The organism is Actinomadura meyerae (genome assembly GCF_900188445.1).
In the GTDB taxonomy this organism is placed as follows: Bacteria; Actinomycetota; Actinomycetes; order Streptosporangiales; family Streptosporangiaceae; genus Spirillospora; species Spirillospora meyerae.
Map to the genome: position 1 here is coordinate 85,451 of NZ_FZOR01000031.1, position 15,239 is coordinate 100,689.

The 15,239-nt window shown below is 72.6% G+C and carries 11 protein-coding genes; 6 read left to right on the forward strand and 5 right to left on the reverse strand.

Annotated elements, in window-relative coordinates; translation table 11 throughout:
* Positions 1–12: 12 nt before the first annotated feature.
* Entirely contained in the window at positions 13–1,413 is a 1,401-nt protein-coding gene (gene gltX, locus CHF16_RS27470) for a glutamate--tRNA ligase (protein WP_089329029.1), read from the forward strand.
* 105 nt (positions 1,414–1,518) lie between these two features.
* Here the strand turns inward: gltX and CHF16_RS27475 are convergent, their stop codons facing one another.
* Positions 1,519–2,160, reverse strand: a complete 642-nt coding sequence (locus CHF16_RS27475; protein ID WP_089329030.1) for a response regulator — start codon at positions 2,158–2,160, stop codon at positions 1,519–1,521.
* An 84-nt stretch (positions 2,161–2,244) separates the two neighbouring features.
* The gene (locus CHF16_RS27480) at positions 2,245–6,483 is read right to left on the reverse strand and encodes a hybrid sensor histidine kinase/response regulator (protein ID WP_245869311.1); all 4,239 of its coding nucleotides are present in this window, start codon (positions 6,481–6,483) and stop codon (positions 2,245–2,247) included.
* A gap of 367 nt (positions 6,484–6,850) precedes the next feature.
* Between CHF16_RS27480 and CHF16_RS27485 the strand changes: the two genes are divergently transcribed.
* The 3 genes from CHF16_RS27485 to CHF16_RS27495 are packed head-to-tail and all read left to right on the forward strand — an operon-like array spanning position 6,851 to position 9,865.
* Positions 6,851–9,082, forward strand: a complete 2,232-nt coding sequence (locus tag CHF16_RS27485; protein WP_089329032.1) for a SpoIIE family protein phosphatase — start codon at positions 6,851–6,853, stop codon at positions 9,080–9,082.
* 31 nt (positions 9,083–9,113) lie between these two features.
* Positions 9,114–9,452, forward strand: coding sequence for an STAS domain-containing protein (locus tag CHF16_RS27490; protein WP_089329033.1), 339 nt, complete (start codon positions 9,114–9,116; stop codon positions 9,450–9,452).
* A 44-nt stretch (positions 9,453–9,496) separates the two neighbouring features.
* Positions 9,497–9,865 (forward strand): ATP-binding protein, encoded by a 369-nt coding sequence (locus CHF16_RS27495; RefSeq protein ID WP_067638735.1) that lies wholly within the window; start codon positions 9,497–9,499, stop codon positions 9,863–9,865.
* Positions 9,866–9,971: 106 nt separating this feature from the next.
* Here CHF16_RS27495 and CHF16_RS27500 read toward each other — a convergent pair whose 3' ends face one another.
* Both CHF16_RS27500 and CHF16_RS27505 read right to left on the reverse strand, forming a co-directional pair.
* Positions 9,972–11,321 carry a class II 3-deoxy-7-phosphoheptulonate synthase gene (locus CHF16_RS27500; protein ID WP_089329034.1) on the reverse strand — a complete coding sequence of 450 codons (1,350 nt, stop codon included), beginning with the start codon at positions 11,319–11,321 and terminating at the stop codon, positions 9,972–9,974.
* Between the two features lie 101 nt (positions 11,322–11,422).
* Positions 11,423–12,445, reverse strand: coding sequence for a sigma-70 family RNA polymerase sigma factor (locus tag CHF16_RS27505; RefSeq protein ID WP_245869314.1), 1,023 nt, complete (start codon positions 12,443–12,445; stop codon positions 11,423–11,425).
* Between the two features lie 130 nt (positions 12,446–12,575).
* On the opposite strand from CHF16_RS27505, the gene trxA reads away from it, so the two are divergent.
* Together trxA and CHF16_RS27515 are read left to right on the forward strand one after the other, a co-directional pair.
* Entirely contained in the window at positions 12,576–12,929 is a 354-nt protein-coding gene (gene trxA, locus CHF16_RS27510; protein ID WP_089329035.1) for a thioredoxin, read from the forward strand.
* A gap of 50 nt (positions 12,930–12,979) precedes the next feature.
* The gene (locus CHF16_RS27515; RefSeq protein WP_245869317.1) at positions 12,980–13,831 is read left to right on the forward strand and encodes a putative RNA methyltransferase; all 852 of its coding nucleotides are present in this window, start codon (positions 12,980–12,982) and stop codon (positions 13,829–13,831) included.
* Here the strand turns inward: CHF16_RS27515 and CHF16_RS27520 are convergent.
* Complete coding sequence (locus CHF16_RS27520) at positions 13,769–14,536, reverse strand: nitroreductase family protein (protein WP_179271725.1); 768 nt, start codon at positions 14,534–14,536, stop codon at positions 13,769–13,771. The two genes, CHF16_RS27515 and CHF16_RS27520, sit on opposite strands and share 63 nt — an antisense overlap.
* Between the last annotated feature and the right edge of the window lie 703 nt (positions 14,537–15,239).

Here is a 15,239-nt window from a genome sequence, read left to right on the forward strand (position 1 = left end):
TACCCTTGAGGCATGTCTTCGACCTCTTCGATCCGCGTACGCTTCGCCCCGTCCCCGACCGGCATGTTCCATGTCGGCGGCGCCCGATCGGCGCTGTTCAACTGGGTGATGGCCGCCCAGTCCGGCGGGACGCTCGTACTGCGCATCGAGGACACCGACGCCTCCCGCAACAGCCCCGAATGGACCGAGGGCATCATCCGCGCCCTCGCCTGGCTCGGGATGGACGGCGAGCAGTACGAGGGCCCCTATTTCCAGTCCGCCAACGCCGACAAGCACGCCGAGGCCGTCCAGACGCTGAAGGACGCGGGGCGCGCCTACTACTGCGACTGCAGCCGGGAGGCGATCGTCGCCCGCACCGGCGACCAGCACAAGGGCTACGACGGCTTCTGCCGCACCCGCGGCCTGGAGCCCGGCCCCGGACGCGCCCTCCGCTTCCGCACCCCCGACGAGGGGCAGACCACCGTCGTCGACCTGCTGCGCGGCAAGCCCGTCTTCGAGAACGCCGTCCTGGAGGACTTCGTCATCGCCCGCGCCGACGGGTCGGTCACGTTCCTGCTCGCCAACGCGGTCGACGACATGAGCCAGGGCATCACCCACGTCGTCCGCGGCGAGGAGCACCTGTCCAACGCGCCCAAGCAGCAGCTGCTGTGGGAGGCGCTCGGCGTCGAGCCGCCCGTCTGGGCGCACGTCCCCGTCATCGTCAACGAGAAGCGGCAGAAGCTGTCCAAGCGCCGCGACAAGGTCGCGCTGGAGGACTACCGCGCCGAGGGCTACCTCGCCGAGGCCATGCGCAACTACCTGATGCTGCTCGGCTGGGCCCCCTCCGGCGACCGCGAGATCGTCCCCTGGGACGTGATCGTCGACGAGTTCCGCATCGAGGACGTCAACACCTCGCCCGCGTTCTTCGACGAGAAGAAGCTCCGCTCGTTCAACGGCGAGTACATCCGCGCGCTGCCCGTCGAGAAGTTCATCGCCGAGTGCCTGCCCTTCCTGGAGCGGGCCCCCTTCGACGTGGACGTCGCCGTGTTCGCCGAGCTCGCGCCGCTCGCCCAGACCAGGATCGCGGTGCTCTCGGAGATCGTCCAGATGATCGACTTCGCGTTCCTGGACGAGCCGCCGACCGACGAGCAGTCCTGGAAGAAGGCGATGAAGGAGCCCGCCGCCGACATCCTCGCGGCCGCCGAGGCCGCCTACCGGGACGCCCCCTGGAACGCCGCCGAGCTGAAGGACCGCCTGGAGCGCGTCGGCGCCGAGCACGGCCTCAAGCTCGGCAAGACGCAGGCGCCCGTCCGCGTCGCCGTCACCGGCCGCACCGTGGGCCTCCCCCTGTTCGAGTCCCTGGAGATCCTCGGCCGCGACCGCACCCTCGCCCGCATCGCCGCCGCCCGGGCCCGCCTCGAAGCCTCCGCCTGACAGGGCCCCGCCCGACACGGGCCCGCGTGACACGGGTCCGCGTGACACGGGTCCGCGTGACGCGACGGTGCCCGGCCCGCCGGGCCGGGCACGCGGCCGCGCCGGTCAGGACGCCGGAGGCTCCGCGCCGTCCAGGGCCGAGCGCAGCTCGGCCAGGCGACGGGCCAGCTCGTCGTACTCGTCGCGGCGCGCCGCCGGCAGGTGCTTGCCGACGACCTCCGCCTGCTCCTCCACCGCCGCCAGCCGGTCGAGGGCCGGGACCGGCGAGCCCGCGCCCGAGCGCTCGCTCAGCAGGTTCTGCTGCTCGCGGAGCAGCGCGGCCTGTTCGCGCAGCAGCGCCGTCTGGTCGCGGAGCTGCTTGTTCTTGGTGTGCAGCTCCACGAACACCGACACCTTGGCGCGCAGCACCCACGGGTCGAACGGCTTGGAGATGAAGTCGACCGCGCCCGCCGCGTACCCGCGGAACGCGTAGTCGGGGTCGCTGTTCACGGCCGTGAGGAAGATGATCGGCAGGTCGCGGGTCTTCTTGCGGCGCTTGATGTCGCGGGCCGTCTCGAAGCCGTCCATGCCCGGCATGACGACGTCCAGCAGGATGACGGCGTACTCGTCGGTCAGCAGCGCCTTCAGCGCGTCCTCACCGGACCGGGCCCGGACCAGGTCCTGGTCGAGCGAGCTGAGGATGGCCTCCAGCGCGATCAGGTTCTCCTCGCGGTCGTCCACGAGCAGGATCTTCGCCTTGTCGTCCACGCGCGCCTCTCCGAATTCGCTCCCCGCCCCCGCGGGCCGCGACGGGCCCACGAGGCGACCCTACTGCCCGGGTCTCCCCTCTCCTCAGCGGACGATGGAGGGTTGCAGCCAGTTCCTCATGACGTCGAGGAGATGGTCCACGTCCACGGGCTTCGGCACGTAGTCCGACGCGCCCGAGGCGAGGCTCTTCTCCCGGTCGCCCTTCATCACCTTGGCCGTGATGACGATGATCGGCAAGTCGGCGAACTGCGGCATCTCCCTGATCGCGGCCGTGGTCGCGTACCCGTCCAGGCCCGGCATCATGACGTCCATCAGCACGACGGCCACGTCCGGGTTGCGGTGCAGCAGGTCGATCCCGGCCTGCCCGTCCTCGGCGTACAGGACCTCCATCCCGTAGCCCTCCAGCACGCTGGTGAGCGCGAACACGTTCCGGACGTCGTCGTCGACGATCAGCACCTTGCGGCCCGACAGGACGGTGTCGAGGAAGTCCGTGGGGGGCTCCTCCACCATGCCGTTCAGCGCGGGCTCGGGCTCGGTGGCCGGGGGCCTCTGCTCGGCCGGCGGGCCGGTCTCGGCCGCGCCGGCGGGCAGCGGGCGCACCACGGCGCCGTTGCCCTGCTCGGCGCCCGCACCGAAGTCGGCCTCCCGCCCCGGGCCGCCGCCGGCCGCCTCGGCCGAGGGCTCGGGACGGCGCCGGTCCTCGCGCTCGCTGTACTGGGCGGGCAGGTACAGGGTGAACACGCTGCCGCGGCCCGGCTGGCTCTCCGCGTGGATCTCCCCGCCGAGCAGCCGCGCGATGTTCCGGCTGATCGACAGGCCGAGCCCGGTGCCGCCGTAGCGGCGGCTCGTGGTCCCGTCGGCCTGCTGGAACGGCTCGAAGATCTCCTGCAGCTTGTCGGCGCTGACCCCGATCCCGGTGTCGATCACCCGGAAGGCGATCACGTCCGGGGTGTTCCACAGCGCCGGCAGCGTGAAGTCGATGTCGCCGGCCCGCTCGATCAGCAGCCGGACCTCGCCCTCCGCGGTGAACTTCACCGCGTTGGACAGCAGGTTCCGCAGCACCTGCTGCAGCCGCTGCTCGTCGGTGTTCAGCGTGGTCGGGACGTCCGGCGCGACCTCCACGCCGAACTGCAGGCCCTTGTCGACCGACAGCGGCCGGAACGTCGCGTCCACGTAGTCCACCAGCGAGGACACCGCGAGCCGCTGCGGGTGCGCCTCCATCTTCCCCGCCTCGACCTTCGCCAGGTCCAGGATGTCGTTGATCAGCTCCAGCAGGTCGGTGCCGGACTCGTGGATCGTCCGGGCGAACTCCACCTGCTTGTCGGTGAGGTTGCCGTCCTGGTTCTCCGACAGCAGCTTGGCCAGCACGAGCAGGCTGTTCAGCGGAGTGCGCAGCTCGTGCGACATGTTCGCCAGGAACTCCGACTTGTACCGCGAGGAGATCGCCAGCTGCTCGGCGCGCTCCTCCAGCGTCCGCCGGGCCTGCTCGATCTGGAAGTTCTGGATCTCGATCGCGCGGTTCTGCTGGGCCAGCAGCGCCGCCTTCTCCTCCAGTTCGGTGTTGGAGTGCCGCAGCTCGCCCTGCTGGCGCTGCAGCTCGTCCGAGCGCTCCTGGAGCTCCTGCGCGAGCCGCTGCGACTCGCCGAGCAGCGCCTCGGTCCGCGCGTTGGCGCGGATCGCGTTCAGCGTCACCCCGATCGTCTCGATCAGCTGGCTGAAGAACGCCAGGTGGACGTCGGTGAACCGGCCGAAGGAGGCCAGCTCGATCGCGCCGAGCACCTCGTCCTCGAACACGATCGGCAGCACGATGATGTTGACCGGGGACGCCTCGCCCAGCCCCGACCCGATCTTGACGTAGTCGGCGGGCGCGTCCGCGATCAGCAGCGGCCGGCGCTCCTGCGCCGCCTGCCCGACCAGGCCCTCGCCGAGCGCGAACCGCACCGCGCCGTCGCGGCCCCGGCGCGTCCCGTACCCGGCGATCAGGACCAGCTCGACCTCCTCGCCGGCGGCCTCGGCCAGATAGAACGCGCCGTACTGGGCGCTCGCCGTCGGGGTCAGCTCCCGCATGATCAGCTCGGCGACCTGGAGCAGGTCCCGGTGGCCCTGCATGAGCCCGCCGATCCGCGCCAGGTTGGTCTTGAGCCAGTCCTGCTCCTCGTTGGCGCGGGTCGTCTCGCGCAGCGTCGCGACCATCAGGTTGACGTTGTCGGACAGCTCGGCGACCTCGCCGCGCGCCTCCACGGTGATCGTCCGGGTGAGGTCGCCGGTGGCGACCGCGCTCGCGACCTCGCCGATCGCCCGCACCTGCGTGGTGAGGTTCCCGGCCAGCTCGTTGACGCTCTCGGTCAGCCGCTTCCAGGTGCCGGACACGCCCTCGACCTCGGCCTGCCCGCCGAGCCGGCCCTCGCTGCCGACCTCGCGGGCGACGCGGGTCACCTCGGACGCGAACGACGACAGCGTGTCGACCATCGTGTTCAGCGTCGTCTTCAGCTCCAGGATCTCGCCCTGCGCGTTGACGTCGATGCGCCGGGTCAGGTCGCCGTGCGCGACGGCCGTCGCGACCTGCGCGATGTTGCGGACCTGGTAGGTCAGGTTGGACGCCATGCCGTTGACGTTGTCGGTCAGGTCCTTCCACATGCCGCCGGCGCCGGGCACGATCGCCTGGCCGCCGAGGCGGCCCTCGGTGCCGACCTCGCGGGCCACGCGGCTGACCTCGGACGCGAACGACGACAGCGTGTCGACCATCGTGTTCAGGGTGTCCTTGAGCTGCAGGATCTCGCCCTGCGCGGTCACATCGATCTTGCGGGTCAGGTCGCCCTGCGCCACCGCGGTCGTCACCTGCGCGATCCCGCGCACCTGGTTGGTCAGGTTGTTCGCCATCGCGTTGACGTTGTCGGTCAGGTCCTTCCAGACGCCGCCGGCGCCGGGCACGATCGCCTGGCCGCCGAGGCGGCCCTCGGTGCCGACCTCGCGGGCCACGCGGGTCACCTCGGAGGCGAACGCCGACAGGGTGTCGACCATCCCGTTCACGGTGTCCTTCAGCTCCAGGATCTCGCCCTGCGCGTCGACCGTGATCTTCTTGCCGAGGTCGCCCTCGGCGACGGCGGTGGTGACCTGCGCGATGTTGCGGACCTGGTAGGTCAGGTTGGACGCCATGCCGTTGACGTTGTTGGTCAGGTCCTTCCAGACGCCGCTCACGCCCGGGACCCGCGCCTGGCCGCCGAGGCGGCCCTCGGTGCCGACCTCGCGGGCGACGCGGGTGACCTCGTCCGCGAACGCCGACAGCGTGTCGACCATCGTGTTCAGCGTGTTCTTGAGCTGCAGGATCTCGCCCTGCGCGTCGACCGTGATCTTCTTGCCGAGGTCGCCGTCCGCGACGGCGGTGGTGACCTGCGCGATGTTGCGGACCTGGTTGGTCAGGTTGTTCGCCATCGCGTTGACGTTGTCGGTCAGGTCCTTCCAGACGCCGCTCACGCCGCGCACGTTCGCCTGCCCGCCGAGCTGGCCCTCGGTGCCGACCTCGCGGGCGACGCGCGTCACCTCGTCGGCGAACGCCGACAGCTGGTCGACCATCGTGTTCACGGTGAGCTTCAGCTCCTGCAGCTCACCGCTGGCCTCCACCGTGACCTTGCGGGTCAGGTCGCCCTTCACCACCGCCGTGGTGACCTCCGCGATGTCGCGGACCTGCGAGGTGAGCCGCGCCGCCATCACGTTCACCGACGCCGTCACGTCCCGCCAGCGGCCCGTCATGCCGCGCGCCGGGGCCTGCCCGCCGAGGCGGCCCTCGGTGCCGACCTCGCGGGCGAACTGGGTGACCTCCCAGGTGAACTGGTCGAGCAGCTCCACCATGCCGTTGGCCGACTTGGCCATGCGCAGCAGCTCGCCGCGCATGGGCCGGCCGCGCACCCGCAGCTCGACCCGCTGGCTCAGGTCACCGGCCGCGACCGCCTCCACCACCCGGCTCATCCCGGTCGCGAGGTCGGTGAGCTTGTCGATGATCGCGTTGGCGTCCTCCACCGAGGCCGCCCACGAGCCGCGCAGGCCGCCCGCGGCCAGCCGCCCGCTCAGCTTGCCCTCCCGGCCGATCTCCCGGCGGACGCGGCTCAGCCCCGACGCCAGCTCCTGCTCGTTCTGCCGGATCTCCTCCAGGATCGCCGCGGCCTCGGCCACGGCGCCCTCGCCCGGCACGTCGAGCTCGGACCTCGCCCTGCCGTCCCGCACGGCGACCAGCGCCTTCAGCAGCGGCTCGAGGTCGGCGTCGCTGTAGCGCGGGGTCGTGTCGCGGTACCCGCCGGGGCGGGCACGTGACGCGGTACGCGGCATTGTCTTCATCCTCCTGGCCCGCGATCGTCGAAAATCCGGACACGTCAGTGAAATCCCGGACGAAGGCCCCCATCCACCGGGCCCCCGGCCGGCCTCCCAGGCCCACTCTTCCGGCCGCATCTGTACTCTACGTCCCCGCGCGGCGCCCGGACCCGTTCGCGGGCCAGCCGTGATCGGACGCCGATGGCCGTGCGTCCGCGCTCGTAGTCTTCGTGTTACGGTCTGTCGTGTCGTGGCCGGGAGGTAGCGTTCGTCGAGGCCGGACGCGTCACGGAAGCCCCCACCCCCGGCTCTCGTGGCCGCGCGGCCGACCCGTCTGCCACGATGGTCGGACGGGGGCAGAGACGCTTCGAGCAAGGGATGACGTTTGGATCGGCAGACGGCGTCGGCCATCTTCCCGTCCGCCGCGGCGGCGGTGGCGGACGCGCGCCGCTTCGTCCGGAAGGTGCTGGCCGACTGGGGCATGGACGAGGCCGCCGACGACGCGGTGCTGGCGACCAGCGAGCTCGCCACCAACGCGGTCGCCTATGCCGGGACGTCCTTCGAGGTCACCTGCCGGCTGGAGGACGGCGACATCAAGATCGAGGTCCGCGACCGGCACCCCACCCGCGGTATCGAGATGCCCGGCGTGACCGCCTCCAGCGGCCGCGGGCTGCCGTCGATCGCCCGGCTCGCCGCCTCCTGGGGCGTCTCCTACGACCACCGCACCAAGGGCGTCTGGTTCCGGCTGGCCCGGCCCGGCGCGGCGTCCGCCCCGGCCGGGGCCGAGGACGCCGGCGCCGCCCCCGCCGAGACCCCCGCCGGCCCGGCCGCCCGGGGCCCGAAGCACCGCGAGCGCGGCCGGCGCGACCGCGAGCCCGCCCGCGAGACCCCGGGCGCGCAGGGCCGCGAGACCGGCCTCGGCGACGCCGCCGCCGACATGCCCGTGGCCGGCGACCGCCTCCTGCGCTCCCCGGCCGCCGTGGAGGCCATGGAGGACGGCGTCGCCACCGCCCGAGAGATCCTCGGCGCCGAGGGCGCCGCCGTCCTGCTCACCGAGCGCGACGGCCGCATGATCATGGGCTCGTCCGCCGGCACCGCCGCGGAGCTGCCGCTCGGCGAGCTGTCGGTGGCCGGGCTCGGCCCCGCCGCCCGCGCCGGCTCCCCGTGGGTCGCGGCCGAGACCGACCCGACCGCCATGGCCCTGCGGGCCCGCTCCGTGGCCGCCGCGCCGCTGGAGTCCCAGGGGCGCCTCACGGGCGTCGTGGTGGCCGTCTCGTCCGCCCCGGGCCGCTTCGACGAGGCGGACGGCGTCCGCCTCGGCCGGCTCGCGGACGAGATGTCGCTCTCCCTGGAGAAGGCCAGGGTGGGGGAGTTGGAACGGTCCTGGCGGGGCTGGCTCAGCTTCGTCGCCGAGGCCAGCGACCTGCTGGCGGGCACCCTCGACCAGGAGCGCACGATGGCCCTGGTCGCCCAGCTCGTCGTCCCCCGCCTGGCGACCTGGTGCGCCGTCTACACCGTCGCCGAGGGCGAGCCCGACCGGCTCGCCTACGTGTGGCACGCCGACGAGGACCGCGCCGACGGGCTCCGCGAGCTGCTGGAGCACGCGGGCGCCGCACCGCCGATGGACGGCCCCGGCCCCTGGAACGGCCTCGCCACGGCCCCGGAGGAGGTCCGGGCGGCCGTCGGCGACACCGCCGCCGACCAGGTCTACGCGTTCCCGCTGATCGCCCGGGGGCGGCGCATCGGCACCATCGTCATCGGCCGCCCGTCCGGCGACCGGTTCCCGCGCAGCGCGATCGAGCTGGCCGAGGAGCTCAGCCGCCGCGCCGCCCTCGCGGTCGACAACGCGCGGCTGTTCTCCGCGCAGACCGCCATGAGCAGCGCGCTGCAGCGCAGCCTGCTGCCGCCCGGCATCCCCGAGATCCCGGGCCTGGAGGTCGCCGTCGTGTACGAGCCGGCGGGGGAGGGCAGCGAGGTCGGCGGCGACTTCTACGACGTGTTCGAGAGCGGTCCCGGGCCCGGCGGGCCCGCGTCGGCGTCCCGCTGGCGGTTCGCGATCGGCGACGTGTGCGGCACCGGCCCCGAGGCGGCCGCCGTCACCGGCCTCGCCCGGCACGCGCTGCGCATCCTCGCCGCCGAGAACATGTCCGTCCCCGCCGTGCTGTCCCGGCTCAACCGGCTCATCCTCGGCGAGGGCGAGCGGGGCCGGCTGCTCACCCTGCTGCACGGCGAGATCGCGACCCGCCGCCCCGACGGCGTGCGGATCCGGCTGACGAGCGCGGGCCACCCGCTCCCGCTCGTCCTCGGCACGGACGGCGAGGTGCGCGAGGCGGCCACGGCGCAGGCGCTGCTCGGCGTCTTCGACGGTGTCGACTTCCACACCGACACCGTCGACCTGCGCCGGGGCGAGGTCCTGCTCTGCGTGACCGACGGCGTCACCGAACGCCGTTCCGGCAACCGGCTGCTCGGCGACGGCGACGGCCTCGAACGGCTGCTGGCCGACTGCACCGGGCTCAGCGCGGGCGCCGTCGCCGCCCGCATCCAGCGCGCGGTGCGCGATTTCGGCCCGGAGCCGTCGAATGACGACATTGCCCTCATCGTTCTACGGGCGTCATGATGGAGACCAACAATCGGTAAGGTGGGGTGGCGTGGGGCTTGCCTTGCACACGACACGACAGGACGGCCGCGCGACGATCGCCGCGCGCGGCTCCATCGACCTGCACTCCTCCGAAGAGCTGCGCACTCGGCTGACCGAGCTCGTGGACGCGGGCGAGCGGGCGGTGGTCGTCGACCTCGCGGCGGTGGACTTCTGCGACTCCTCCGGGCTGAACGTCCTCGTCCGGGCGTACAAGCACGCGCGCGCCCAGAACGCGAAGCTGACCGTCACGGGCGCCTACGGCCGCGTCGAGAACGTCCTGCGCACCACGGGGCTCGACCGGTTCCTCATCGAGGACGCGGCGGAGGAGGCGGCGGCCGATGAGCGGTGAGTGAGCGCGATGAAGAACGGCGAGCGGGCGGAGTGACCGACCCGATGACCGAGACCACACTGCGCGCGGCGCCGCAGACCGAGGCGGTGGAGTACGCGCGGCGCCTCGCGGCCCGCACCATGCGCACCTGGGCGCTGATGGACCGCGAGGAGCTCGTCACCGCGATCGTGGCCGAACTCGTCGCCAACGCCGTCCGGCACGCGGGGACGGCCCTGGAGCTGCGGCTGCTGCGCGGCAGCGGCCGCGTCCGCGTCGAGGTCCGCGACCGCGCCGCCCAGCTGCCCCGGCTGACCGTCCCCGGCCCGCTGGACGAGTCGCACCGCGGCCTGTTCATCGTCGACCGCTTCGCGAACTCCTGGGGCGCCGACCCGGTGACCGGCGGCAAGGTCGTGTGGGCCGAGGTCGACATCTGAGCCGGATCTCCGCCCTGGAACGTGCCGCGGCGGGCGCCCTGTCGTGGGAGCGCGCGCACCGGCTCGCCCCGGAAGGGCCCGCCCGGACGGACGGGCCCGGGGGCCGCTAGACCGACTTGCGGTACAGCTCGGCCACCATGAACGCCAGGTCGAGCGACTGGCCCCGGTTGAGCCGCGGGTCGCACGCCGTCTCGTACCGCTGGTGCAGGTCGGCCTCGGCGAGACCGTGGCCGCCCCCGACGCATTCGGTGACGTCGTCGCCGGTGAACTCGATGTGGATGCCGCCCGGGTGGGTGCCGAGCGCCCGGTGCACCTCGAAGAAGCCCGCGACCTCGTCCAGCACGTCGTCCAGCCGCCGGGTCTTGTGCCCGCTGGGCGCCTCGAAGGTGTTGCCGTGCATCGGGTCGCAGATCCACGCGACCGGCGCGCCGCTCTGCCGCACCTTCTCGATCAGCGGCGGCAGCACGTCGCGGATCCGGCCGGCGCCCATCCGGGTGATGAAGGTGAGCCGGCCGGGCTCCGCGTCGGGGTTCAGCCGGTCGATCAGCGCCAGCGCGTCGTCCGCGGACGTCGTCGGGCCGAGCTTCACCCCGATCGGGTTGCGGATGTGCCGCAGGAACTCGACGTGGGCGCCGTCCAGCTGCCGGGTGCGCTCCCCGATCCACAGGAAGTGCGCGGAGACGTCGTAGGGCAGCCCGCTGAGGTGGTCGATGCGGGTCAGCGCCCGCTCGTACTCCAGCAGCAGCGCCTCGTGGCTCGAGTAGAGCTCGACCTCGTGGAACTCGGTCGGATTCGCCCCGCACGCGTTCATGAAGGTCAGCGCTCGGTCGATCTCGCCCGCGAGCTGCTCGTAGCGGCGGCCCGCCGGGCTCTGCTGGACGAAGTCGCGGTTCCAGGCGTGCACCTGGCGCAGGTCGGCGTAGCCGCCCTTGGTGAACGCCCGGCACAGGTTCAGCGTCACCGCCGAGCAGTGGTAGGCCTTCAGCAGCCGCCGCGGGTCGTTGCGGCGGGACGCGGCGTCGAACGCGAACCCGTTGACGGCGTCGCCCCGGTAGGCGGGCAGCTCCACGCCGCCGCGCACCTCCACGGGCTTGGAGCGGGGCTTGGCGAACTGGCCCGCCATCCTGCCGACCTTCACCACCGGCACGCTGGCCGCGTAGGTGAGCACGACCGCCATCTGCAGCAGCGTCTTCAGCTTGTTCTTGACCGCGTCGGCGTTCGACCCCTCGAACGTCTCGGCGCAGTCGCCGCCCTGCAGGACGAACGCCTCACCGCGCGCGACGTCCGCGAGCTGCGCCTTCAGCTGGTCGCACTCGCCGGCGAAGACGAGCGGCGGCTGCGCCGCGAGCTCGGCGGCGACCGCGCGGACCTCGTCGGGATCGTCCCATTCGGGCTGCTGGAGGGCGGGGAGCGCGCGCCAGGCGTCGAGGTCCCCGGTGACGGCGGAGGTACTCACCCTGAAAGGCTATGGCACCGCCCGCCCGGCCCGGAACGGCGAACCGGGCGGACCCCTCCGCGGGGCCGCCCGGTTCGCGGGGGCGGGGGCACCGGGCGCCGTCAGGCGGCCCGGTTCCCGGCCGCCGCGTGCTCGCGCCGGGCGTCGGGGGCGCCGGGGCCCGCCGGCGGGCCGGTCAGCGTCATGCGGCCGCTCAGATCCGTCTCGTTCGCCAGCTGCCGCAGCCGCCGCAGCGAACGGTCGGTGATCTGCCGCACCCGGTTGTGGCTCAGGCCGTACCGGGCGCCGATCTGGGCGTAGGACAGCGGCTGGCCGCTGTCCATCCCGAACCGGGCGCGCAGGATCGCGGACTCGCGCTCCGGCAGCCGGTCGAGCAGCCGGGCGAGGCCCTCGATGTCGTCCAGCGCCAGGATCTCCGCCTCCGGCGTGACGGCCTCCGGGTCCTCCAGGAGGTCGCCCATCGGCGTCTCGCCCGCGTCGTCGACGGTCGCGTCCAGGCTCGCCGGGTCGCGCCGCCAGCGCAGCAGCTCGTCCACATGGTCGGCGTCGGCGCCGATGGTCCCGGCGAGCTCCTCGCGGGTCGGCTCCCTGCCGAGTTCACGGCCCAGCTGGCGCTCCGCGCGCCGCAGCCGGGAGAGTTCCTCCTCCACGTGGACCGGCAGCCGGATGGTGCGGGCGGTGTGGCTGAGCCCGCGGCCGATGGCCTGCCTGATCCACCATGTCGCATATGTAGAGAACTTGAAGCCCCGGCGGTAGTCGAACTTCTCCACCGCGCGCATCAGCCCCAGGTTCCCCTCCTGAATGAGGTCGATGAGGGGCAACGAGTCGGTCGGGTATTTCCGGGCGATCGAGACCACGAGCCGCAAGTTGGCCTCGACGAAGCGCTGCTTCGCGCGCAGCCCCGCCGCGGCCAGCTCCTCCAGCTCCTCGGCGGTGGCGCCCGCGGGCGTCCTTCCCTCCGCGAGGAGCTGCTCGGCGTACAGGCCCCCTTCGATCGCCTTGGCCAGATCGACCTCCTCCTGCGCGTCGAGCAGGGGGGTACGGCCGATCCGGTCGAGGTATGCCCCGACGAGATCCTTGTCGGGGACGTCGACCCTGTCGCCCTTGGTACGGGTTGCAGCCATCCTGACCCTTCTCCGGTGCGATCTCCCTAAGTGGAGAACGCTAATTACCGCTCTGTGATTCCCGGGCGGGGAATACTGCGAGGCTGTGTGCCGCTCTACGACCTGATACCCCGACTGAGGAGAAACCGACATGGCGACCGTCACACTCACCGCTGACAACTTCGACGAGGTGGCCCAGGCCGAGGGCATCGTGCTCGTCGACTTCTGGGCCGAGTGGTGCGGTCCGTGCAAGCGCTTCGCGCCGGTGTTCGAAAAGTCGGCGGCCAAGCACGAGGACATCGTCTTCGGGAAGGTCGACACCGATGCCGAGGTGGAGCTCTCGCAGCGGTTCGGCATCCGGTCCATTCCCACGCTGATGGCGATCCGGGACGGGCTCATCGTGTTCGCCGAGCCGGGCGCGGTGCCCGAGCCGGTGCTGGAGAACGTGATCGAGCAGGTCCGCGGCCTCGACATGGAGGACGTCCGGCGGCGCGCCGACTCCTGAGCGCGGCACCGGGCAAAGAACGGGGCGGCGCGGCCCGGTACCGGGCCGGCATGGACGATGATGGACGGATGCTCGCCGATGTCGTCGCTTGCCTGGTGTGCCCCGTGTGCGGAGCCGGCCTCGAACTGGCCGACCGCGGACTCGGGTGCCCCGGCGGGCATGCCTTCGACATCGCGCGCCAGGGGTACGCGAACCTGCTTCCAGGGAACGCCCGTCCGGGCACGGCCGACACCCCGGAGATGGTCCGCGCGCGCGACGGGTTCCTGAAGGCGGGTCATTTCGCCGAACCCGCCGACCGCCTGGCGCTGGCGGTGTCCCGCGCCGCTCCGTCCCTCGTCCTGGACGCGGGCGCCGGCACCGGGTACTACCTGGGCCGCATCCTCGACCGGGCGCCCGGCGCGGTCGGGCTCGCACTGGACATCTCCAAGCACGCGGCCAGGCGCGCCGCCAAAGCCCACCCCCGCGCGGGCGCCGTCGTCGCCGACCTGTGGCGCCCCCTCCCGGTACGCGACGGCGCGGCCGACGTCGTGGTCAACGTCTTCGCACCGCGCAACGCGGCCGAGTTCCACCGGGTGCTGCGCGACGACGGGCTGCTGTTCACCGTGACCCCGTCACCGCGGCACCTCGCCACCCTGGTGGAGCCGCTGGGGCTCCTCACGATCGACAAGCGCAAGACCGAGCGGATGGACGCGGCCCTCGCGGGCTACTTCAAGTTCGACTCGCGCCGGGAGATCGAGACCGAGGCCGTGCTGACGCACGACGAGGTCACCACGCTGGTAGGGATGGGGCCGAGTGCGCACCACGTCCCGGCGGACCTGCTCCGCGAGCGGCTGCGTCCGCTACCGGACCCGCTGACCGCTTCGCTGTCCTTCGTCCTGTCGACGTACAGGCGGCTCGTTTAGACGGGCGTCCGGGCTCTGCGTGAGTTCGAGCAGTACCTGGGGCACCTCGCCGGGCTCCGTCACGTCCTGGGCCTCGGCACCGGCCGTGTCGACGGCCGCGTACACGAACGAGACGGAGACGGACCGGACCGCGCCGCTCAGCAGCAGCCGCTGGAGCGCCTGGCCGGCGCGGAGCCACGCGGGCGGCGAGTCGCCGCGGGTGGTGAGGACGGCGCGCCGGCTTCGCGCCTCCGGAACATCGGGGAGCGGACGGAGCCCCGCTCCCTCCAGCCGCGCCGCCTCGCCCAACTCGTTGACGAGGGGGACCGGCGGCCGGAACCCCGATGCGGGACGGTGCCCCGGGAGAGACTTCAACGTCGCCGCGTACAGGAGACGTTCTGCGCGGGTCACCCGGTGCCGTCCGGCCAAGCGCACCGTCGCGAGGACGTAGGGCCGCTCCGGGTCGGGCAGGAGCCGCACCACGGCCGCGTGCCCGAGCTGGGCCGCGGCGAGGCGCAGGTTGACGAGCGCGGCGCCGCTGCTGAGATGGAGGCCGCGTCCCGCGGGGTCGTGCGTCGACCTGAACCGCTCCGGGTCGGCGTGCAGCTCGATCGATCCCGGGACGACCCTGAACCGCCAGGCGTGCACGTCATGGACGGTCGGCCCCATCGTCGCGGCGACCACGAGGCGTTCCGCGGAAGAGCGGATGGCGACGGGCACATTCACGAGGTGATCCTCCTGACCTCGGCGGACTGGACGTGCCGGGAGCCGCTGCCCGCCTCCGGCCGCGTTGCGCGGCGGGACGGGCCGTCCGCGCACGCTACCCCACTGTGACCCGGCGCACGTAGTGCGTGAAATACGAGGTCACGGAGGGCGAAGGTGTGCGCGGGTGACAAGGGGGAGGAGAAGCGCCCGCTCCCCGGTTTGACGGTGCTCGCGGGTACCCATAATGTTCCCCGTGCCCCGAGAGACGCGGGACGCCGGAAGGCGGCCGGTCTCGGGTGACCACCAGGGAATATCTCCGGCCGCAGGCCGGGTTGTCCCGGGGTGGGAGCCCGGTTGGGATGCGGGACGCCGGAAGGCGGCCGGCCCAGGGGGACGGGACCTCCAAAAATCGGATCGAGCGGCGCTCGGGCTGATGTAGGATGGTGAAAAGCCCAAGAGGGATGCAGGACGCCGCGAGGTGGCCGGCCCGCAGGGCATCTCCTACGGAACGATCGTCGCCAGGTTCACTGCCTGGGGGTGTGTCGTCGCCGCAGGGGACTGGGAAGCCTCCGACCGTCAAAAAGATCTTCACCGATCGGCTTGACAACGGGAGCGGACCAGGTAAGTTAGAAGGGTTGCCCCGGAGCCGGGGTCCGCGAGAGCGGGGTTCGGCGCGGTGGGTGTCCGTTTCTTGAGAACTCAACAGCGTGTTAAAAGCCAGTGC

Bases quoted from the DNA above. Each gene is read 5' to 3' on its own strand.
- gltX (WP_089329029.1), top strand. From the start codon at position 13: ATGTCTTCGACCTCTTCGATCCGCGTACGCTTCGCCCCGTCCCCGACC.
- CHF16_RS27480 (WP_245869311.1), bottom strand. From the start codon at position 6,483: ATGCCGCGTACCGCGTCACGTGCCCGCCCCGGCGGGTACCGCGACACG.
- CHF16_RS27495 (WP_067638735.1), top strand. From the start codon at position 9,497: ATGACCGAGACCACACTGCGCGCGGCGCCGCAGACCGAGGCGGTGGAG.
- CHF16_RS27505 (WP_245869314.1), bottom strand. From the start codon at position 12,445: ATGGCTGCAACCCGTACCAAGGGCGACAGGGTCGACGTCCCCGACAAG.
- trxA (WP_089329035.1), top strand. From the start codon at position 12,576: ATGGCGACCGTCACACTCACCGCTGACAACTTCGACGAGGTGGCCCAG.
- CHF16_RS27515 (WP_245869317.1), top strand. From the start codon at position 12,980: ATGGACGATGATGGACGGATGCTCGCCGATGTCGTCGCTTGCCTGGTG.